Origin of the sequence: Humidisolicoccus flavus (assembly GCF_045689595.1) — a bacterium.
Lineage (GTDB): Bacteria > Actinomycetota > Actinomycetes > Actinomycetales > Microbacteriaceae > Humidisolicoccus > Humidisolicoccus flavus.
Genome location: NZ_CP142724.1, coordinates 1,544,383 through 1,565,849 on the forward strand (window position 1 = coordinate 1,544,383; position 21,467 = coordinate 1,565,849).

The 21,467-nt window shown below is 60.8% G+C and carries 16 protein-coding genes; 5 read left to right on the top strand and 11 right to left on the bottom strand.

Annotated elements, in window-relative coordinates:
• Positions 1-158: 158 nt before the first annotated feature.
• The 3 genes from rpoC to U2H20_RS07395 all read right to left on the bottom strand — a co-directional run bounded on the left by rpoC (position 159) and on the right by U2H20_RS07395 (position 8,241).
• On the bottom strand, positions 159-4,046 hold the full coding sequence (rpoC, locus tag U2H20_RS07385; protein ID WP_430591652.1) for a DNA-directed RNA polymerase subunit beta': 3,888 nt from the start codon (positions 4,044-4,046) through the stop codon (positions 159-161).
• Positions 4,047-4,083: 37 nt separating this feature from the next.
• Positions 4,084-7,560, bottom strand: a complete 3,477-nt coding sequence (rpoB, locus tag U2H20_RS07390) for a DNA-directed RNA polymerase subunit beta (RefSeq protein ID WP_430591653.1) — start codon at positions 7,558-7,560, stop codon at positions 4,084-4,086.
• A gap of 240 nt (positions 7,561-7,800) precedes the next feature.
• Positions 7,801-8,241, bottom strand: coding sequence for a hypothetical protein (locus U2H20_RS07395; protein WP_430591654.1), 441 nt, complete (start codon positions 8,239-8,241; stop codon positions 7,801-7,803).
• A 153-nt stretch (positions 8,242-8,394) separates the two neighbouring features.
• Between U2H20_RS07395 and U2H20_RS07400 the strand changes: the two genes are divergently transcribed.
• The 3 genes from U2H20_RS07400 (at position 8,395) to U2H20_RS07410 (ending at position 10,646) form a co-directional block, all read left to right on the top strand.
• Complete coding sequence (locus tag U2H20_RS07400; RefSeq protein ID WP_430591655.1) at positions 8,395-9,285, top strand: endo alpha-1,4 polygalactosaminidase; 891 nt, start codon at positions 8,395-8,397, stop codon at positions 9,283-9,285.
• A 106-nt stretch (positions 9,286-9,391) separates the two neighbouring features.
• Positions 9,392-10,201, top strand: coding sequence for a spermidine synthase (locus U2H20_RS07405; RefSeq protein ID WP_430593610.1), 810 nt, complete (start codon positions 9,392-9,394; stop codon positions 10,199-10,201).
• Positions 10,194-10,646, top strand: a complete 453-nt coding sequence (locus tag U2H20_RS07410; protein ID WP_430591656.1) for a SprT-like domain-containing protein — start codon at positions 10,194-10,196, stop codon at positions 10,644-10,646. Before U2H20_RS07405 ends, U2H20_RS07410 begins: the two co-directional genes overlap by 8 nt.
• A gap of 68 nt (positions 10,647-10,714) precedes the next feature.
• Here the strand turns inward: U2H20_RS07410 and U2H20_RS07415 are convergent, their stop codons facing one another.
• Complete coding sequence (locus U2H20_RS07415; RefSeq protein ID WP_430591657.1) at positions 10,715-11,254, bottom strand: NUDIX hydrolase family protein; 540 nt, start codon at positions 11,252-11,254, stop codon at positions 10,715-10,717.
• A 99-nt stretch (positions 11,255-11,353) separates the two neighbouring features.
• Here U2H20_RS07415 and U2H20_RS07420 point away from each other — a divergent pair, with 99 nt between their 5' ends.
• Entirely contained in the window at positions 11,354-12,013 is a 660-nt protein-coding gene (locus U2H20_RS07420) for an alpha/beta hydrolase (RefSeq protein ID WP_430591658.1), read from the top strand.
• A gap of 135 nt (positions 12,014-12,148) precedes the next feature.
• Here the strand turns inward: U2H20_RS07420 and U2H20_RS07425 are convergent, their stop codons facing one another.
• The 7 genes from U2H20_RS07425 to U2H20_RS07455 form a co-directional block, all read right to left on the bottom strand.
• Entirely contained in the window at positions 12,149-12,385 is a 237-nt protein-coding gene (locus U2H20_RS07425; RefSeq protein ID WP_430591659.1) for a YbdD/YjiX family protein, read from the bottom strand.
• Positions 12,386-12,400: 15 nt separating this feature from the next.
• Positions 12,401-14,683 carry a carbon starvation CstA family protein gene (locus U2H20_RS07430; protein WP_430591660.1) on the bottom strand — a complete coding sequence of 761 codons (2,283 nt, stop codon included), beginning with the start codon at positions 14,681-14,683 and terminating at the stop codon, positions 12,401-12,403.
• 230 nt (positions 14,684-14,913) lie between these two features.
• Positions 14,914-15,123: a hypothetical protein gene (locus U2H20_RS07435; RefSeq protein WP_430591661.1), complete on the bottom strand. Its 210-nt coding sequence runs from the start codon at positions 15,121-15,123 to the stop codon at positions 14,914-14,916.
• A 330-nt stretch (positions 15,124-15,453) separates the two neighbouring features.
• On the bottom strand, positions 15,454-16,395 hold the full coding sequence (locus tag U2H20_RS07440) for an ornithine cyclodeaminase family protein (RefSeq protein ID WP_430591662.1): 942 nt from the start codon (positions 16,393-16,395) through the stop codon (positions 15,454-15,456).
• Positions 16,392-17,783, bottom strand: a complete 1,392-nt coding sequence (locus U2H20_RS07445; RefSeq protein ID WP_430591663.1) for an MFS transporter — start codon at positions 17,781-17,783, stop codon at positions 16,392-16,394. Before U2H20_RS07445 ends, U2H20_RS07440 begins: the two co-directional genes overlap by 4 nt.
• A 203-nt stretch (positions 17,784-17,986) precedes the next feature.
• Positions 17,987-18,676, bottom strand: a complete 690-nt coding sequence (locus U2H20_RS07450) for a GntR family transcriptional regulator (protein WP_430591664.1) — start codon at positions 18,674-18,676, stop codon at positions 17,987-17,989.
• Positions 18,677-18,780: 104 nt separating this feature from the next.
• On the bottom strand, positions 18,781-18,978 hold the full coding sequence (locus U2H20_RS07455) for a hypothetical protein (protein ID WP_430591665.1): 198 nt from the start codon (positions 18,976-18,978) through the stop codon (positions 18,781-18,783).
• A gap of 582 nt (positions 18,979-19,560) precedes the next feature.
• Between U2H20_RS07455 and U2H20_RS07460 the strand changes: the two genes are divergently transcribed.
• Positions 19,561-21,117 (top strand): hypothetical protein, encoded by a 1,557-nt coding sequence (locus U2H20_RS07460; RefSeq protein ID WP_430591666.1) that lies wholly within the window; start codon positions 19,561-19,563, stop codon positions 21,115-21,117.
• Positions 21,118-21,467 lie beyond the last annotated feature (350 nt).

Genomic DNA, 21,467 nt, shown 5'->3' on the forward strand with positions numbered 1-21,467 from the left:
GCAGGCGCGCGACATTTTCGAGAAGCCTGCGTTTGCAAGCGAGCCTGGCGCCGGATCCGAAGACGGCGTTTGGAAACGCACAACGGCCCCGGGGAAACCCCGGGGCCGTTGTGCTGAGATTGACTCCTCAGAGGAATCAGTCTGACGTGCAGTGCCGACTAGTTGTAGACGCCTGGCTCTTCGCCGAAGCCATCACCAGAGGTGAAGGACTCGAAGTCGACGAAGTTCAAGTCGTCATCACCGAAGGAACTCTGATCTGCGAAGATCCGGTTCGGGTAGCGCTCTGCCTTCGCCTCTTCGGTTGCCTCGACAGTGACGTCGCGGTACCGAGCAAGACCGGTTCCGGCAGGAATCAGCTTTCCGATGATCACGTTCTCCTTGAGGCCGACCAGCGGGTCGCGCTTGCCGTCCATCGCGGCCTGCGTGAGCACGCGCGTCGTCTCCTGGAAGGAAGCTGCCGAGAGCCACGACTCGGTCGCGAGCGACGCCTTCGTGATTCCCATGACTTCCTGACGAGCCGATGCGGTCTTGCGACCTGCGGTGAGCGCTTCGCGGTTGAGCAGGTTGTAGCGCTGACGGTCGACGAGCTCACCTGGGAGCAGGTCGGTTTCAGCGTGGTCGACAACCGTGACCTTGCGGAGCATCTGTCGGACGATGACCTCGATGTGCTTGTCGTGAATCGGCACACCCTGCGAACGGTAGACATCCTGCACACCGGTGACGAGGTGCTTCTGCACTTCGCGGACACCGCGGACACGGAGGACTTCCTTCGGGTCGATCGAGCCGACCTGCAACTGGTCACCCTGCTCGACGTGGTCACCATCGGCGACCAACAGCGTTGCACGCTTGAGCACTGGGTACGCGATCTCTTCGTCACCGTTGTCGGGAACGATGACAACCTTGCGGCTCTTCTCGTCCTCGTCGATGCGAACACGACCAGCAGCCTCGGCGATTGGCGATGCACCCTTCGGCGTACGGGCTTCGAAGAGCTCGGTCACACGGGGCAGACCCTGCGTGATGTCGCTCGCGCCCACCGAACCACCAGTGTGGAAGGTACGCATCGTCAGCTGGGTACCGGGCTCACCGATCGACTGTGCAGCGATAATTCCGACCGCTTCACCGATGTCGACGAGCTTGCCGGTCGCGAGTGAGCGACCGTAGCAGGCAGCACACACACCAACGGTTGATTCGCAGGTGAGGACCGAGCGAACCTTGACGCGCTCAACACCGGACTCGATGAAGGCGTTGATCCGCACGTCACCGATGTCTTCGCCGGCGTTCGCAAGAACAGTGCCCTCAGGGGAGACGACATCTGCAGCGAGGTTACGAGCGTAAACACTCGACTCTGCGTTCTCGTCACGAGTCAGCACACCATCGACGAGCGCCGCAATCGGCATGTCGAGGCCCTTCTCAGTGCCACAGTCGTCTTCACGGATGATGACGTCCTGTGAGACGTCGACGAGTCGACGAGTCAGGTATCCCGAGTCAGCGGTACGGAGCGCGGTGTCAGCCGAACCCTTACGAGCACCGTGCGTTGCGATGAAGTACTCAGCAACCGACAGTCCCTCGCGGTACGAGGAGATGATCGGACGCGGGATGATTTCACCCTTCGGGTTGGTCACAAGACCACGCATACCCGTGATGTTACGGATCTGGATCCAGTTACCGTTTGCACCCGAGGACACCATCCGGTAGATGCTGTTCTGCTCGTCGAACGCTTCGATCGTGGCCTTCTGGACCTCGTTCGTCGCCTTCGTCCACAGTTCGTTCAAGTCACTGCGACGCTCAGCGTCAGTGATTCGACCGGTGTCGTACTTCGCCTGAACCTGCAGTGCGCTCGCTTCAGCTGCTGCCACGATCTCCGGCTTCGCCTTCGGCGTCGCCATGTCAGAGAGCGCAACGGTGATTCCCGAGCGAGTAGCCCAGTGGAATCCCGCGTCCTTGATCATGTCGAGCGTCGAAGCGACGACCGTCTTCGGGTAGCGCTCGGCGAGATCGTTGACGATCTCAGAGAGCACTGGCTTGGTGGTCTGGCGCTGCACGAACGGGAAGCTCTCTGGGAGCGTCTCGTTGAACAGTGCGCGACCGAGCGTGGTCTCGACGAGGTAGAAGCCGTCTTCGCTGTAACCCTCTGGCTGGTCTTCCGGACGGAAGGTCAGACCCGAGAGACGCAAACGCACGAGTGCGTTCAGGTCGAGCGAGCCCTGGTCCATTGCCATGATCGCTTCAGCAACCGAGGAGAACACGCGGCCTTCACCGGTGGCGCCTGGCTTGACGGTCGTGAGGTGGTGCAGACCGGACACGATCTCGTGTGTCGGCAGCGTCACCGGACGGCCGTCCGAAGGCTTCAGGATGTTGTTCGAAGCGAGCATCAGGATGCGAGCTTCGGCCTGGGCCTCAACCGAGAGCGGCAGGTGGACAGCCATCTGGTCACCATCGAAGTCAGCGTTGAACGCCGAGCAGACGAGTGGGTGCAGCTGGATTGCCTTACCTTCGACGAGCAGTGGCTCGAAGGCCTGGATGCCCAGGCGGTGCAGGGTTGGTGCGCGGTTCAGCAGAACCGGGCGCTCACGGATGATCTCTTCGAGAACATCCCAAACCTGTGGCTTCGAACGCTCAACCATGCGCTTGGCGTGCTTGATGTTCTGCGAGTGCGAAAGGTCGATGAGTCGCTTGATCACGAAGGGCTTGAAGAGTTCAAGCGCCATCTGCTTCGGCAGACCACACTGGTGCAGCTTGAGCTGCGGACCGACCACGATGACCGAACGGCCGGAGTAGTCAACGCGCTTTCCGAGGAGGTTCTGGCGGAATCGACCCTGCTTACCCTTCAGCATGTCGCTGAGGGACTTGAGGGCGCGGTTTCCCGTACCGGTGACTGGGCGACCACGGCGACCGTTGTCGAACAGTGCGTCTACTGCTTCTTGCAGCATGCGCTTCTCGTTGTTCACGATGATTTCCGGTGCGCCGAGATCGAGCAGGCGACGCAGACGGTTGTTGCGGTTGATCACACGACGGTAGAGGTCGTTCAGGTCGCTCGTTGCGAAGCGGCCACCATCGAGCTGCACCATTGGGCGGAGCTCCGGTGGGATCACTGGCACAACATCGAGCACCATCGCAGCCGGCGAGTTGCCGGTCTGCAGGAACGAGTTGACAACCTTGAGGCGCTTGATAGCGCGGATCTTCTTCTGACCCTTGCCCTCAGCGATCTGGAGGTGCAGCTCTTCAGCAGCGGCCTTCAGGTCGAATGCTGCGAGGCGCTTCTGCATTGCCTCAGCACCCATGTGCGCTTCGAAGTAGTCGCCGTAGCGGTCGACGAGCTCGTGGTAGGTGGCGTCTTCTGGGCGAAGGTCACCAACCTTGAGTCCACGGAAGTCGTCGAAGACGCGCTCGAGGTGAGCGATCTGGTCGTCAGCACCCTTGCGGATCTGCGCCATTTCCTTCTCGCCGGCGTCCTTTGCCTTGCGCTTCGGCTCTGCCTTTGCACCATCGGCTTCGAGCTGTCCGAGATCGCTCTCGAGCTGCTGCAGTCGAGCTGCAATACGTGAGTCGCGGTCCTTCTCGATCTCCTGGATTTCGAGGCGGAGTTCGCTCTCGAGACCCGGAAGGTCTTCGTGACGGCCGTCGGTGTCGACCTCGATGACCATGTACGCGGCGAAGTAGATGACCTTTTCGAGGTCCTTCGGCGCCATGTCGAGGAGGTAACCGAGGCGGCTCGGAACACCCTTGAAGTACCAGATGTGGGTAACGGGAGCAGCGAGCTCAATGTGGCCCATGCGCTCGCGGCGGACGGAGGACTTGGTGACCTCTACTCCACAGCGCTCGCACACGATGCCCTTGAAGCGGACTCGCTTGTACTTTCCGCAGGCACACTCCCAGTCGCGGGAGGGCCCGAAGATCTGCTCACCGAAGAGGCCGTCCTTCTCTGGCTTCAGGGTGCGGTAGTTGATCGTCTCTGGCTTCTTGACCTCACCATGCGACCATCCGCGAATGTCATCGGCCGTTGCGAGGCCGATCTTGAGTTCATCGAACGTTGTTGCGTCGAGCAATGTTCTCTTCCTTATAACTTCTGAATCGTCGCTTGGGCTAGATCTCGTCGATTGACGAGAGTTCTGGCCGTGAGATGTTGATGCCGAGTTCTTCGGCCGTGCGAAGCACCTCATCGTCGGTGTCGCGCAGGCTGACGGTCGAACCGTCTGCTGCGAGCACCTCGACGTTCAGGCAGAGGGACTGCATTTCCTTGATGAGCACCTTGAAGGACTCAGGGATGCCCGGCTCCTGGATGTTCTCGCCCTTGACGATCGACTCGTACACCTTGACGCGGCCGAGGATGTCGTCGGACTTGATCGTGAGGAGCTCCTGCAGCGTGTAGGCAGCGCCATACGCCTCGAGCGCCCAAACTTCCATCTCACCGAAGCGCTGTCCACCGAACTGAGCCTTACCACCGAGCGGCTGCTGGGTGATCATCGAGTACGGTCCGGTCGAACGAGCGTGGATCTTGTCGTCGACGAGGTGGTGCAGCTTGAGGATGTACATGTAGCCAACCGAGATCGGGTACGGGTACTGCTCGCCACTGCGGCCGTCGAAGAGCGTCGCCTTTCCGGAGCCGTCGATCACGCGATCGCCGTCACGGTTGAGCGTCGTCGAGTCGAGGAGACCCACGATCTCAGCTTCAGATGCGCCGTCGAACACAGGTGTCGCCACCTTGGTGCCCGGCTCAGCCGAACGAGCTGCTTCACCGATGCGAGCGGCCCACTCAGGAGCGCCCTCGATGTTCCAGCCCTGGTTCGCGATCCAGCCGAGGTGTGTCTCGAGGACCTGACCGAAGTTCATTCGCTTCGGGATACCCAGCGGGTTGAGCACGATGTCAACCGGGGTTCCGTCTGGAAGGAACGGCATGTCTTCTTCTGGGAGGATCTTCGCGATAACACCCTTGTTGCCGTGGCGGCCAGCAAGCTTGTCACCTTCGGTGATCTTGCGCTTCTGCGCGATGTACACGACAACCTTCTCGTGAACACCCGAGCCGAGCTCGTCGTCACCGTCGTCAGTGCGGAAGTGCTTGACGTCGATGATCGTGCCCTGCTCGCCGTGTGGCACCTTCAGCGACGTGTCGCGAACTTCGCGGCTCTTCTCGTTGAAGATCGCGCGCAGGAGTCGCTCTTCAGCGCTCAGCTCGGTCTCACCCTTTGGCGTGACCTTACCGACGAGGATGTCGCCTGGGCGAACCTCTGCACCGATGCGAACGATGCCGCGCTCGTCGAGCTCTGCGAGCAGCTCTGGACCAACGTTCGGAAGGTCGCGAGTGATCTCTTCTTTCCCGAGCTTCGTGTCGCGAGCGTCGATCTCGTATTCCTCGATGTGGATCGAGGAGAGAACGTCGTCCTTCACGAGGCGCTGGCTGAGGATCATCGCGTCTTCGTAGTTGTGGCCTTCCCACGGCATGAATGCCACGAGGAGGTTCTTTCCGAGTGCGAGTTCACCGTTCTCGGTCGCGGGGCCATCTGCGATGACTTCGCCAACTTCGATGCGGTCGCCTTCGCTGACGATGACGCGGTGGTTGTAGCTCGTGCCCTGGTTCGAGCGGTCGAACTTGCGCAGGTAGTAGTCCTGCGTGCCACCAGCGTCGAGCTGGATGGTGACGAGGTTCGCGGAAACTTCAGCGACAACACCAGCACCGGTTGCGGTGATGACGTCGCCGGCGTCGATTGCTGCGTAGCCTTCCATACCGGTTCCGACGAGCGGGCTCTCGCTACGGAGCAGCGGGACAGCCTGACGCTGCATGTTGGCACCCATGAGTGCGCGGTTTGCGTCGTCGTGCTCGAGGAACGGAATGAGCGAGGTCGCAACCGACACCATCTGGCGAGGGCTGACGTCCATGTAGTCGACATCGTTTGGAGCGACGAGTTCAACCTCGCCACCCTTCTTCCGAACGAGGACGGTCTTCTCGACGAAGGTCGACTTGTCGTTGAGTGGCGCGTTCGCCTGTGCAACGACGAACTCGTCTTCTTCACCCGCGGTGAGGTAGTCGATCTGCGTCGTGACGACACCGTTCTCAACCTTGCGGTACGGGGTTTCGATGAAACCGAAGGAGTTGATGCGCGCGAAGGACGCGAGCGAACCGATCAGACCGATGTTCGGACCTTCCGGCGTCTCGATCGGGCACATACGGCCGTAGTGGGACGGGTGAACGTCTCGAACCTCAACACCTGCACGCTCACGCGACAGACCACCCGGTCCGAGCGCAGAGAGACGACGCTTGTGCGTGAGCCCTGCGAGCGGGTTGTTCTGGTCCATGAACTGCGAGAGCTGGCTGGTACCGAAGAACTCCTTGATCGCCGCGGAAACCGGGCGAACGTTGATCAGGGTCTGCGGGGTGATCGCTTCGATGTCCTGCGTTGACATGCGCTCGCGAACCACGCGCTCCATGCGAGCGAGGCCCGTACGGACCTGGTTCTGGATGAGCTCGCCGACGGCGCGGATACGACGGTTGCCGAAGTGGTCGATGTCGTCCGTGTCGAGGCGGATGTCAACAGCCTTGCCCTTGCGAACACCTGGGATGGTGGTCTCATTGGCGTGCATCGCGACGAGGTACTTGATCGTGCCGACGATGTCGTCGATCGAGAGCACCGAGTCGGTCATTGGCGCGTCGATACCGAGCTTGCGGTTGATCTTGTAACGACCAACCTTCGCGAGGTCGTAGCGCTTGCCGTTGAAGTAGAAGTTGTCGAGCAGCGCACGGGCAGCCTCAGCGGCGACCTGCTCGCCTGGACGAAGCTTGCGGTAGATGTCGCGGAGCGCATCTTCCTTCGTCATGACGGGGTCTTTTGCGAGGGTCTCTTCGATCGAAGCGAAGCCCTTGAACTCGCGTGCGATGTCTTCTGCAGTGAGGCCGAGAGCCTTGAGGAAGACCGTGACCGACTGCTTGCGCTTGCGGTCGATGCGAACGCCGACCTGGTCGCGCTTGTCGATCTCGAACTCGAGCCATGCACCACGGCTCGGGATGACGCGTGCAGAGTAGACGTCTTTATCGCTCGTCTTCTCTGGGGTGCGCTCGAAATAGACGCCGGGGCTACGAACCAGCTGCGAAACGACGACACGCTCGGTGCCGTTGATGACGAAGGTGCCCTTTGGGGTCATGAGGGGGAAGTCACCCATGAACACGGTCTGCGACTTGATTTCGCCGGTTTCGTGGTTCATGAACTCGGCTTCGACGTAGAGCGGCGCAGCGTAGGTTTTGCCACGCGACTTGCACTCGTTGATCGAGTACTTCTGCTCGTCGAGCTGAGGGTTGGTGAACGAGAGCTGCATCTTTTCGCTCAGGTCTTCGATCGGAGAAATCTCTTCAAAGATTTCTTCGAGACCTGATTGCAGTGCAACGTCGGTGCGGCCTGCTGCTGTTGCTTCAGCCAGCCGCTCCTTCCAGGTGTCGTTGCCCACGAGCCAGTCAAAGCTCTCGATCTGCAAAGCAAGCAGATCTGGGACGGTGAGTGTATCGGTAATCTTCGCGAAGCTCAGTCGCGAAGCGTTCCGACCGTTCTTGGGAGTGGATGCGGCAGCAGCCAAAGGAATAACCTCCGTGCTCCAAAGGGTTGCGAGCCTTTAGAGTGATCGAGTCGACGGTGATTGCCCACCAGATCCACAAGCAAAAAAGTGATGTGTACTTTTTCACACAGGCCGACCGCAATATGAAGGCATGGGTTTAACTGGGAGCGCAACGTCCTACGTTACACGCCGAGGTCAATCCCCGCAAGGGTCCCGAGCGATTGATATGAGCGTGCTCACGACCATCGCTCGGAGTCGGGATTATCGGCCGACGACGAGCCCAGAGATTCCGAGCACGATGAACAGGATCCCGCCCACCGCGTAGAGGTATGGCCAGATGAAGAAGGGGATGAAGAAGAGCGTCGACTTCGGCGAGCGCATGACGATCTGGCCCGTCTGCGGGTCGCGCGCCTCGGTCACGACGAACCACTGCTCCTTGCCGTTCGGCTGAATGATCGGCTGCTGCAGCTGCTGCTGGATCATGACGGGGCGCGGCTTGTCGAGGGTGCGCTTCATGACGAAACGCTCGAACGCCCAAACGGCTGCGGCAGCGATGACCAGGGCGATGCCCATCGAGAGGTTCGTCTGCCCCGAAGTCGGGTTGTCGGGAGCGATGAGCGGGCGAATTCCCACCAGACCAATCAACAACGCGAGCGGCAGTCCGAGAATTGCGAGGATCCCCCACCGTTGCCAAATGATCATGTCCGCTCCCTTTCACAAGAACTGTTATTTCCCTGGTTCGGCTTGTCCAGCCGCGAGACCGGTGCAACGCTACTCCTGAGGTCACGGGGCAACCTGAGAAATGGTTGAAACTCGGCTGAAACTCTCGATTACTGAATTGCAAGGACGTGGAAGATGCGCAAAACCCTCGGGTTTCTCGCGGTACTGCTGCTCGTGAGCGGCTGCACAGCGACTTCACAAGGCGGTGCGCCAAATGACTCCGCCCCCTCCGACACGGGTACCGAATCCATATCGGGCGACGATGCCATCTCGGTTGCGCTCCCGCCGACGACCGGATTCTTCGACTATCAGCTCGGCGGCGCGTCCACACCCGACGCCGACGGCGGCGTGCTCGCGCGGGATTCGAGCGACCTCCCAGAACCCGGCTTCTTCAATATCTGCTACGTCAACGGGTTCCAGACGCAGCCCAGCGAAGCCGAGCAGTGGCTGGCCTCCGAAGGCGACCCGATCCTTCGTGACGAGAACGGCGAACCGGTGATCGACCCCGAATGGCCCGACGAGATGATTTTGGACCCCTCGACCGAGGCCAAGCGGTCCGCGATCCTCTCGCTCATGGAGCCCGTGCTGCACGGCTGCGCCGAGGCGGGATTCGATGCGATCGAAATCGACAACCTCGACACCTGGACCCGCTTTGATTCGCCCACCACGGGACAGATCGATGAGGAGGGGGCATTGACGCTCGCCCGTTCCTACGTCGAGATCGCGCACGGCCTCGACCTCGCGATCGGCCAGAAGAACGCCGCGGAGCTGGCGGAAATCGGGCACACCGAACTCGGCTTCGACTTCGCAGTCACCGAGGAATGCTCGGTCTACGCAGAATGCGGTGCGTACACGAGCGTGTACGGCGAGCACGTTTTGCAGATCGAGTACCTCGACTCGCTCGAGCTGCCGTTCGACGAGGTGTGCAGCGACCCGGACTCAGCCCCGCTGACGATCTTGCGAGACCGTGACCTCACGACTCCGAGTTCACCCGAATACTTCTACGAGCAATGTCCGATTCCCTGAAATCCGATCGCGGGCGCGCTCCGCATGCACCCGGCATCGAACCTCGCACTGAGCAGTGCGCGACAATAGAGCAGTGAGCGAACTCGAAGGAACCCTCAGCAACGGCATGCTCGCCGAGATGCGGTACTCGGGCGACGGTGGGTTTCAGCTCGTGGTCGACGGCACCCCGCAATCGCACGTGGATCCGGAACGGCCAGACTTCCTGCTCTACGAATACGTTCGACGCATCGGTCACGTCATCGATGCGCTCCCCAACGGCCCCCTCACTGCGGTGCACCTCGGCGCCGGCGCGATGACGCTGCCCCGCTACGTCGAGCACACCCGACCAGGGTCCCGGCAGCAGGTGCTCGAGCTCGAACCAGGACTCGTCGAACTCGTACGCAGTGTCGCCCCCTTGCCGAAGCGAGCAAGTATCCGCCTCCGCTACGGTGACGCCCGAGAAACGCTCGGCAAACTTCCGAACGGTCTGCTCGGCACGGTCGATCTCGTGATCGTCGACGTGTTCTCCGGCGCGCGAACGCCCGCGCACGTCACGAGTATCGAGTTCCACACGCTGCTCGCCGGGCTGCCGAGCGCGAATGGGATCATCGCGATCAATATCGCCGACGGCAAGGGGCTGCAGTTCGCTCGCAGCCAGCTCGCAACTCTGAAGGTCGTGCACCCGCACGTCGCAGCGATCGCCGACACGGGGCTCTTGAAGGGCCGTCGATTCGGCAACCTCGTTGCGATCGCATCGCAGCAGCCGCTCCCGAGCGAAGCGCTGCCCGCGATCCTTGCTCGCGACGCGTTCCCAGCGAAGCTCATCATCGGAGACGAGCTCGATCGGCTCATTTCCGGTGCGGCCCCAGTGCTCGACCAGTCCGCCGTGCCATCACCGCCGCCAGCACGATCCGTGTTCCAGGTTCCACGTGGCTGAACTCGAGCGAGTACGGCACTGGGCGAACGCGCTCATCGCTCTGCACCTCGACCCCGAGTGGACCTTCGGGTTCGACTCAGCGCGAGCGCGAGCAGGGCAATGCGATTCGGCGAAGAAGCACATCACGGTCTCCCGTCATCTCGCTGCACGCTTTGACGACGACGAGATCCACCAGGTGCTCCTCCATGAAGTCGCGCACGCGCTCGCGGGCCACGCTGCCGGGCACGGGCCGCAGTGGAAGAAGATCGCCGACGAGCTCGGCTACGACGGCGGACGGCTGCACTCGAGCGACGTTCCGAAGGACCTCGCGCCGTGGATCGGCAAATGTCCCGCCGGTCACGAACATCACCGTTTTCGCCGACCGACCCGGCAAGCCTCGTGCGCGAAGTGTTCACGCACATACTCATCGCGCTACATCATCGTCTGGGAGAAACGAGAGCGTTAGGCGAAGCAGGCCATGCTGCACCCAGCGAGGCACGCCATGTCGCATTCAGCGGAGCGCCGTGCTTGTACTCAGCGGAGCGCGCCGAGGTGCGCCAGCGCGGCGCGAACGACCGTCCCACGGCCGCCCTCCATCTCTTGGCTGAAGAGTTCGCCCGCGGCAACCTCCGGGCTGACCCAGGTGAGTTCGAGCGCGTCCTGTCGAGGGTCGCAGGTTCCCGTCACGGGAACGATGAAGCACAGGGACACCGCGTGCTGGCGGCTGTCGTGCAGGAGCCCCTGCCCGGGAATCTGGTGGTACTCGGCCACGAAGAACGGATTCGGGCTCGCCGGCAACTGCGGAAACGCCATCGGACCGAGGTCTTTTTCGACATGACGGAACAGTGCGTCTCGCACGGACTCCCCGAGCATCACGCGACCGGCGACAAGCGCTCGCGACATCTCACCGCTCGGGTTCACGCGCAGCAGCACACCGACCTCTTGCACCTGTCCCATGCCGTCGAGCCTGACGGGCACAGCCTCGACGTACAGGATCGGCAGCTTTGATCGCGCATCCGCGAGATCCTCGTCGCTGAGCCATCCGGGATTCGGGTCAGGGGTTTGAACAGCCATGGCCTCATTCTGCCCGTCGCGCGCTCGCCGCGCGAACTCCCGAGCAAGTGCTCGGAGAGAAACCGAGCGCCCGGCGAGGCAGGGCGCTAGCGTGGAGGTATGACGCAGATCCACGCAATCGACGCTGCGGCCACGCTCTGGCACGATGCTGAGGGCGGTCGTGAAGGCAGCACGCTGCTGATCATGCTGCACGGGCTCGGGAGCCACGAGGGCGACCTGTTCAGCATGGGCCCTGAGCTCCCCCGAAACCTGACGATCGCCTCACTGCGGGCACCCCTCGAATACGGTGACGGCTGGGCGTGGTTCGCCTCAGGATCGCAAGACTCGACCGACCAGACACTCATCAATGCCTCGGCGGCGGGAGTGCTCGAATGGCTCGACTCGCTCCCCGAGAAGTTCGAACGCATCGGCGTACTCGGGTTCTCTCAAGGGGGCGCGATGTCGCTGCAACTGGCTCGGCTCGCTCCAGAACGCTTCGACTTTCTCGTGCAGCTCTCGGGTTTCGTCGCGGCCGGGGAGCACGAGGGCGATGCACGGCTTCGGGCGATGTCACCGCAGATTCCGACGTTCTTCGGTCGCGGCACACTCGACACGGTGATCGGACCGGCCGCCGTGGCTCGCACCGTGCCGTGGATGCACGAGCACCTCGACACACACGAGCACACCTATCGGATTCCGCACTCGATTAATGCGCATGAGCTCGGCGACATTGTCGTGTTTCTCGCAGAGCACGCGCCGGAGGTCGAAGCTCGGGAGTAAGCCGAAGCCCGGGAGTAAGCCGAAGCCCAGGCGTAGCACTCACGGTGGTGACCGCGGATGGTTCGCCGTGTCGCAGCAGCGTGAGCGTCGGCAGCAGCCCCAGCGTCAACTTGAGCAGCAGCTCCACTATTTGGGTCAGCAGCAGCGAGCGCCCGGATTCTTGTCCTGAGCATCCGTGCGGTCCCGCCAGAACTCGCGCTCAGTCATTCGCGGGCCATCCGGGTGATTGCGGTCCTGGTGCGCGCAATACACCTCGTACGCGTTGTCGCCCATGAGCTCGCGCACATACCAACGGACTGCACGAAAAACCCGCAGCGGAGAGTAGCGAGCAAGCTCGCCATCTCCGGCTGCGGGGTTCACGTGTTCAGTCATGAGGAATCAGCCGACTCAGTGCTGAAACTCTTTGGGCTTCTTGTCCTCAGGGAGTGCATCCCATTCGGCCTGCAGCGCCTTCTCTTCCTTCGTGGCGAGGAAGCCCGCCGGAGCCCAGCGCGCCGAAGCGACCGCTGGGTCCTCGGTCGATTCTGCGCCGCCGGCGCGGAACGCCTTCACCGTCTGCACGATCGCAGCGATGATGACGACGATCGCAAGAACCACGAAGAGGATCGAGAGTGTTCCCTGCACCGCGGTGTTTCGGATGACCGCCGCGATGGCTTCCGGCGTGCCGAGCGAGTCGTCGCCGCCAGCCTGCGCGTCGAGGTACTTGAAGTGGTTCGCCCAGTACCCGACGGCCGGAACCGAGGAGAAGATCTTCTGGAACGATGCCGTGATCGTCACCACCGCCGTGAAGGCGAGCGGAAGAATCACGATCCACATGTACTTGAAGTAGCCGCGCTTCGCGACGATTGCGAGACAGATTGCGAGCGCGATCGCCGCGAGCAACTGGTTCGCGATACCGAATAGCGGGAAGAGCGTATTGATGCCACCGAGCGGATCGGTCACACCCATGATGAGAATCGCGCCCCACCCGGCGACCATGACCGCGGTGGCAAGCCACGCGCCTACTCGCCAGTCGGTCTGCTTGAACTTCGGGAAGACGTTGCCGAGTGAATCCTGGAGCATGAAGCGAGCAACACGGGTTCCAGCGTCAACTGCGGTGAGGATGAAGAGCGCCTCGAACATGATCGCGAAGTGGTACCAGAAGCCCATCATCGCCGTGCCACCGATGAGCTGTTGCATGATGTGCGCCAAACCGAGCGCGAGCGTTGGAGCTCCACCGGTGCGAGAGACGATGCTCTCTTCACCGACGTTCTGCGCAGTCTGAGCGAGCAGCTCTGGAGTGAGGTTCACGCCGGTGAGCGCGAGCGAGTTCACGAACTGCACCGCGCCCTCGATCGTGCCGCCAGTGGCCGCCATCGAGGAGTTCATGGCGAAGTAGATGCCGCGGTCGATCGAGATTGCCGCAACGAGAGCCATGATCGCGACGAAGGACTCCATGAGCATGCCGCCGTACCCGATGAAGCGGGTCTGGCGTTCTTTCTCAACCAGCTTCGGGGTCGTGCCCGAGGAGATGAGCGCGTGGAACCCGCTGAGGGCACCACAGGCGATCGTCACGAAGAGGAACGGGAAGAGCGAGCCGGAGAAGACCGGGCCGGTCGATCCGCCAGCGAATTCACTGAAGGCGGGAACTTCGATCTCCGGTCGGACGATGACGATCGCGCCGGCGAGCATCACGATGACACCGATCTTCATGAAGGTCGAGAGGTAGTCACGTGGTGCGAGCAGCAGCCAGACCGGGAGCACCGCGGCGACGAAGCCGTAGATGATGATCATGATCGCGAGAACGGTGCGGTCGAGGTGGAAGATCTCGTAGCCCCACTCGGTGTCTGCAACCCAGCCACCTGCGACGATTGCGAACATCAACAGCACGAACCCGATGATCGAGACTTCGGTGATCTTGCCGGGGCGGATGTAGCGCAGGTAGACGCCCATGAACAGTGCGATCGGGATCGTCAGGCCGACGCTGAAAACACCCCATGGGCTTTCACCGAGGGCGTTGACGACGACGAGCGCGAGGATCGCGACGATGATGATCATGATGACGAGGGTCGCCAGCTGTGCCGCGAATCCGCCGATACGGCCGAGTTCGTCACGCGCCATTTGACCGAGTGAACGGCCACCGCGGCGCATTGAGAAGAAGAGCACGAGGTAGTCCTGGACCGCTCCGGCGAGAATCACACCGATGATGATCCAGATGGTGCCAGGCAGGTAGCCCATTTGCGCTGCGAGCACCGGTCCGACGAGCGGGCCAGCGCCAGCGATTGCCGCGAAGTGGTGCCCGTAGAGCACACGGCGGTCGGTCGGGACGAAGTCCTTGCCGTTCGCCTTGTACTCTGCCGGCGTTGCGCGCCGGTCGTCGGGGCGAGTGAGCTTGCGCTCGATGAACTTCGAGTAGAAGCGATACCCGATCAGGTACGTTGAGACCGCTGCGAAGACGAACCAGATCGCGTTGACCGTCTCACCGCGAACGATCGCGAGCATCGTCCAAGCGATACCACCGATGATTGCGATGACGGCCCAGATTGCGATCTTGAGCGGGGTCCACTTGCGCTCGCGCGCAGCATCCTGCTCGACGTCAATCGTGGTGGGTGGGAGATCCGGGTCCGGGGTCAGCAGCGCGCCATTGCGCTCGTTCCCGTCAGCATTCGAATGGGTGGCGTCGTTGCCCATGAGAACCTCTCGGCTTTTGGCCCACGTTTCGGGGAGATTCCGAGACGAGACGCGGGGCTTTTCTGGTCTGAAACTTCTTGGTGACGAGCCGAAACTCGAATCGCCTGAACAAACCCTAACCAACTCTCCCGGCACACTTGCTGGATTCTGGAAAGTTGCAGACCGTGCAGATTTGACGACGAGCAGGCCACCGCGTCTCGACAGCTCCGGCCGAACGCCGGATCCGGACCCTATTGGGCTTGTCGGATCCAGCCTCGGATTGTCTCGATGGGAACACCGAAACCACTGGCAGCGACCTCTTGCGACACACCGGTCGCGAGTGCGCGGAGCACGAGGTACTGCCGCTGCTCGTCGCTCGTCGCGGCGAGGAATACGTTGGTTTCGTGAGTGAATAAGCGGCGCCCGAAATCGTTCGGAACTCTCTCATCCTGTAAAGGCATCGTTCAAGCTCCTTAAAAGGGCATCGGTATTTACTTCTTTATTGCTGCAGTCTAGGGCGAACCACTGACAATTCGTCCCCCTAGAAACTGATGATGTACCCCTTGTTTTCTCGTGGTCGCGAATGCGTATTTTTTTCCGGTGCACGCTGGGCGGTCATCGCGAGGTCGCTGGAGCGCGGGTTTCTCCGGGAGCAGACGACTGCCCGGGGCGCTGGCGATACCAGCGCCCAGGGCAGTTGCTCCTGGAAATACCTGCATTCACGCACGAAGAATTCGCACGAGAATTTCGCCTCGAATTTGCGCGAGCGACGATGCAAGTTCCTGAGAAATTCACTCCTCGGAGACGACTCCGATCGCGACAGCGAGGTCCTCCCACGACATTCCGGAGCCTTTGAAAATGTTCGGCCGATCGTCACATCTCGTCACAGTTCCCAGTACGAGCGCATCGATGCTCTGCAAGGCATCGACGGACAGCGCCCCTTCATCGATCGCCTGGATCACATCACCAGACTCCCGAAGTGCCGTTTCCTGGTCCTCCACGACGACGAGCGAGCGCCCCATGAGCGCCGCATCGAGTTCGCGACGGCCTGGCTCATGTGAGCCCATCGCGATCACGCAGGCGCCGTCGGGCACGAGCGCACCATCGAACAGTGGATCCTTTGCGGAGGTCGCACAGACGATGATGTCGGCCTGAGCGACGTCTGCGATTTCCCCCACTTCCGCTGCCACGCCTCGCGATTGCAACTCGGCAACCGCATTCGCCAGCCGCTCTGGAGTGCGACCAACGAGGCGGACACTCTCGAGATCGCGAATCGCAGCCATCGCGATCGCGTGCTCAACTGCTTGCGGCCCTGCACCGAATACGACGAGCCGCGACGCATTCGCCGCGCTGAGGTACTTCGCCGCAACCGCCGAGACGGCAGGGGTACGGAGGGAGGTGAGACTCACGCCGTCGATGATCGCCTTCGTGCTCAACGTCGCCGCGTCGAGCAGGAGATACGTCGCCTGGATCCGGGGCAGGCCGAGCTCGGGGTTCCCCGGGGCAACCGAAGCGACCTTGATGCCGACCCACTCGCCGATGGTCGAGGGCATGAGCAGGAGGTGGCCGGCGCCGGCTTCCGTGTTGATCCGCCCAGGGTCGGCGGCGGGCGAGAAGCCATTGGCAAGCGCCGCCTCGACGAGGTCGCGCGCGCGGTCTGGAGAGATCCGCGCACGCACCTCCTCCGCGGCAACGAATCTCGGACCAGCGCTCGCTCCATTGGCCTGGCTCATACGAGTGGCCTTGGGTCGTCGCCGAGCACACTGACATCCGCACGGGCAACCGCCTCATCGGTGTTGTCCTTCAAGCCGCGAGCAGCGAGCAGTTCTCTTTCCTTCCGAGTCGCCCGTGGCGACAGCGAAACCGCAACGATCGAGATCAGCGCCGTACCAACGAGGTAGAGCGCGATCGGCAGCCAGGAGCCGCCGAAGGTCGTCAGCAGGTAGGTGGCGAGCAGCGGTGCCGTTCCACCGGCGAGCGCCGCACCGATCTGGTACCCGAGCGTGACGCCCGTGTAGCGGACTCGCGTGGTGAAGATCTCGGACATGAGCGTTCCGAGCGTCGCCGTCACAGGCGGCCAGACCACTCCGAGCCCGATCACGACCGCGGCATAGACGGCCCAGTCCATGCCGATATCGAGCAGCAGGAAGAACGGAGCGGCGAACAGCGCGATCAGCACCGCACCGAACATGAAGACCTTCGGTCGTCCGAGTTTGTCGGACAGGGCGCCCATCACGAGGATCGCGAAGGTACTCACGAATGCTCCCGCGCTCACCGCATTCAGCACGGTCGATCGCTCGAAGTCGAGGTTTCCAGTCGCGTAGCTCACGACGAAGGTCGCGAAGATGTAGAACGGCGCGGTCTCGACGACCTTCGCGCCGATAGCGACGAGCACGGAGCGCCAGTGGTCGCGGAACGTTTCAGCGATGGGCAGTTTGGCGACGTTTCCGCTCTTCTTCGCCTCCGCGAAGGCGGGGGTCTCGGAGAGGCCCTTCCGGATGATCAGTCCGATGAAGACGAGCACGATGCTCGCGATGAACGGGATGCGCCATCCCCATGACTCGAAGGACTCGGTCGGCAGCATGCTGACCAGTGCGAATGCGATCGTCGAGAGCAGCATGCCGATGGTGATGCCAGTCTGCGGGACCGCCCCGAAGAATCCGCGGCGCTGCTTCGGTGCGTATTCGAACGCGAGCAGGAGCGCGCCGCCCCATTCGCCACCGATCGCAAGACCCTGGATGATGCGGCAGAAGATCAGCAGAATCGGGGCGAGGATCCCGACCTGCTCGTAGTTCGGAAGGCAACCGATCGCGACGGTTGCGCCACCCATCATCGAAAGGGTGATGACGAGGGTCTTCTTCCGGCCGATCTTGTCACCGATGTGGGAGAAGATGATGCCGCCGAAGGGGCGGATGAAGAAGGTCAAAGAGAGCGTGACGTACGACAGCATGAGCGAGACCGCTGGATCGTCGGTCGGGAAGAACTGCTTGTCGAAGATGAGGGCGGCTGCCGTCGCGTAGAGGAAGAAATCGAACCATTCGATTGCACTCCCGCTGAGGCTTCCGAAGAGCACGCGCCGGTTGGTGGTCTTTGCACCAACGGGCGATTGTTTGCTGGTCATCGCTGAACTCCTTGTTGTCAACACGTGCCGCACCTGCACGAGGACTCAAGCCGCCCGAGGGTACGTCGATGTACAACGTACAATTGTACTTATCCGCTGTGGAAGACGAAAGCCCGACCTTTTACGTGTTCGAAACAGAGCGCTTGGACCCGAGTGCTCCGCGAATCCGGCGAATACTCCAGCGATCTGAGGCCCAGAGGCAGCTATTCCTCTGGGAGCCCGGCCCAGATCCCGCGGACGTGCGCCAAATGCTCTGACATCAGTGCGGCCGCGCCAGGACCATCGTGCGCGGCAATGAGATCGAGGAGCTGTTCGTGCTCGGCAGCGGTCTGCGTCAAGTGGCCATCCTCGTGCAGTTGGCGAAGCGCAGACAGTCGAGAGAACCCTCGAAGCCGACGAACTTCTTGCACGAGGCGTTCGTTGCCGGCAATGCCGAGCAATTGCAGATGGAAGCTGCTGTCGGCCGCAATGAACTCGCGCAGGAGCCCTGCTTCCGCGGTGCGATTGAGCTCATCGGCGAGCGGTCGTAAGGCGGCAACCTGTTCTGCGGTCGCGATCTCGGCAACCCTCGCGATCGTCGGCACCTCGATGAGGGCGCGAAGCTCGAGGATCTCATCGAGATCACTGTCGTTCATCGTGACAACGAGGTATCCGCGGTTTCGCATCGCCTCGACCAGGCCCTCCTGCGCAAGATCGATCATGGCCTCACGAACGGGGGTCGGCGAGACTCCGAGATTCTGCGCCAAGGCGGGAGCCGAATACACTTCGCCGGGTTTCATATCGCCAACGACCATCGCTTCACGAAGCACCTCGGTGACTCGTGCGCGAATACTCAGGTGCTCCCCCAGCGAGGAAAGCACGGGCGCCGAAACGTGCTCACGCGGAGACGACATCCGTACCTCAATCCTCGAGTTGCCCAGCGTCACTTAGCGTATCGAGTTTGTGCTGGAAGCCCCGCTCGCACTGCCTGCAGGAGGTGCAGCTGGCTGAGGGCGCTTCAGGCCTGCTCGACCGGCTCTGTGCGAATGATGCGCGCAACCTTGCGAATCGAGAGCCCGACCGACTCTGCAATGAATTGGGTGGGGACGCCTGCTCGTGCGGCGGCCACGATTCCCTCGTCTCGAGCGATCATTGCGTCATCGAACGCGATGCGCAGTTTTGAAAGCAGGAGTTGCCAGTCGGCGTTCGTATTCACGTATCGATGTCCTTCACGTTGAGAGTCTCAACCTTCGAGTTAATCAGTGAAAACCTTCGATTGGCTAGGGAGTCCGCGGTCAGCGCAGCATTGCTGCTCCAGGCCGACCTGAAACACACGAAGCACACCCCGAACGCACGAAAAAGCCCCGAGAGCTGGCGAACCAGAACTCGGGGCTTCTTGTCGAGTGGAGACGGAGGGATTTGAACCCTGGTTGCGGATTGAAAACCCCTCTCCGTTGGCCAAGAGCTGAGGTTCCTAGGATTTCCTCAAAGCGATTCAGTTACCCAAACCCGAACCAATGTTGCAGAAGTGCGGGCAAGAAGTTGGCGGAGAGCTCGCGGCTATGCAAGAAACGGGAGACGCGATCCCGCTATGTTTGCGCCTTGTTCGGAACGAGGAACCGGCGTGGCATCGAAGATAAAGGCGGCTGCGGGAGACCAAGCTCAAACGATCGAAACGGCCGCCCGCGACACTCGCAGACAGCCGTTCACATGATCGAAGGGTCTAGACCCTGCCTTATATGCTAGCGCCATGACAGCTCCTACGCAACAGGACCTTCAGGCACGCGTGGTGAAAAGGATGAACGAGCTGACTGATCCGGGTAGTAGGTGGCACCGGTCCTTGTGGACAGTCGCGTTAGTTACAATCCTGGATGAGGTCATTGAGGTCACGGAGCATACTTGGTCAGGCGTTCTAAATAGCGAGCATGCCTTGAATGACCTCAAGGCAAGCGCCCGACGAGCTTGTGAGCGCGATCACGGACTGGGCAGCGAGACGCTTCGAAAAAAAGTTCTCGAAGACATCAATGGAATTAAGCCGAACGATAATCCTAGTTCGCAGAACGCAATTCTTCGAATGCATCAGTGGCGTGATCGTATAGCGAGAAATTATTTGCGAAATTGGGCTTCATATATTGAGGATCAGTCTCTCGAAGCAAAAGACGTTGAACTATGCGCGCGCTCTATAGTCACGCATTTACGAAGTTTGGGTTATAGTCGAAGTCATTTGCAAGGATGGGTTGAGAATCGAAGCCAATCGCTAAGTTTATCTGAACTTATTCGAGAAGCCGCGCGCAACTTGAATGGCAACGAACGAGAATATGTCTTCGTCGTAGCGTCTAATGAACTCGCAAGCCTTTCTAATCGAGAGAAGAAATTAGCCACTCGCGATCTGCTTATAGAGCCGCATCGGTTTCACACGGCGACTAACAAGCAAAATTTTGATCTCTCGATCCTCCAAGCATCAAAAGGCGTTGAAATACGTGTAGCTGCTACCGACCCTCACGCGGCGCTTGCACGTTTACAACTTCGATTAGAACGCATTTGGACAAGGTTCGCATTGGCTGAGGGAAAAATTAAGCAGTTTCCTCCATCAATTGTTCTGGAGACGGGGGCCAACAAACTTTGGGCAACCGTTGATCCTAATAAGCTTATTTCGATCCCAGCGCTCCGTGATTGGAAATTGATACTTGCACTCGAAGATCTCGACGAAACAGAGGTTTTAACTGAGACCCTCCATCTTCTTTCGCCGCAACTACAGATTGCCCATGGTGTCTCGCTCGCCACTCTGTGGGCGTCATGTGAGGCTCTTTTGGGTCGTCGCCAGCAAGGGGGACATTTAGTCGCACCCCGGCTAGCTGCGATACTGGCCTGCGCCTACCCGCGCCAGCTAGCCTGGGACCTGTTACAACGCGCGCGGACGTTAAAGAAGTCAGGAACGATACTCGACTGCAGGACAAAAGGATCCAATACCCAAGCGTTCAAAGATTTCTGGGAAGACATTGTTGATCATGATCCTGGCTTTTCTCAGCCAGAAGACCGCGCCGCCTATTATCGATTCATATCGACCATTCAGACCCCAAAGGCTACCTTAAAGCGGGTTAGAAATCATCTTGAAGAACTGCTTTTGAGGCTTTACTATCATCGAAATTTTGTAATGCATTCAGCCAAGACGAACTCTGTTTCACTTAGCGATGTTGCTTCCGTGGCACCGACTATAGTCGCGGCTGCTATCAACGAACTAATATCAGGAGTTGCTCGAGGCATCAAGCCGAGCGCTTTGGCCGAGCGAGCAGTTATCGAAATGGAATTGCTCGAGACGGACGCCGGCAAGCCCTTAAACGGGCTCCTTGGCTAGATTTGAGGCCTATTCCGGCTGCATTCCATTCCAATCTCGTTGCAATTTTGAATACTAAGGTGGATACTCTCCTTGCCTGCATCTCAAAGGGCAATCTTTGAACTCGAAGTTATTCGCTGGCGCAGGTGGATGATCGGTTGCGCGATCGAAGACGAGGTTCTTGTACGCGAGCTCGCGGCGAGGAGGAATAGCGTCGTCGCCGACCACGAACTTTGCGTCAACGAGGCTTCGCGTTCACGATACCTGTTGACGACTTCCGGTGACCTGTCACCTCACTAGTCACCAGACACGACTGGGAAGCAGGGAGCGCCAACAGCATTTTAGCTGATGGCGCTCCCTGCTTAACACTT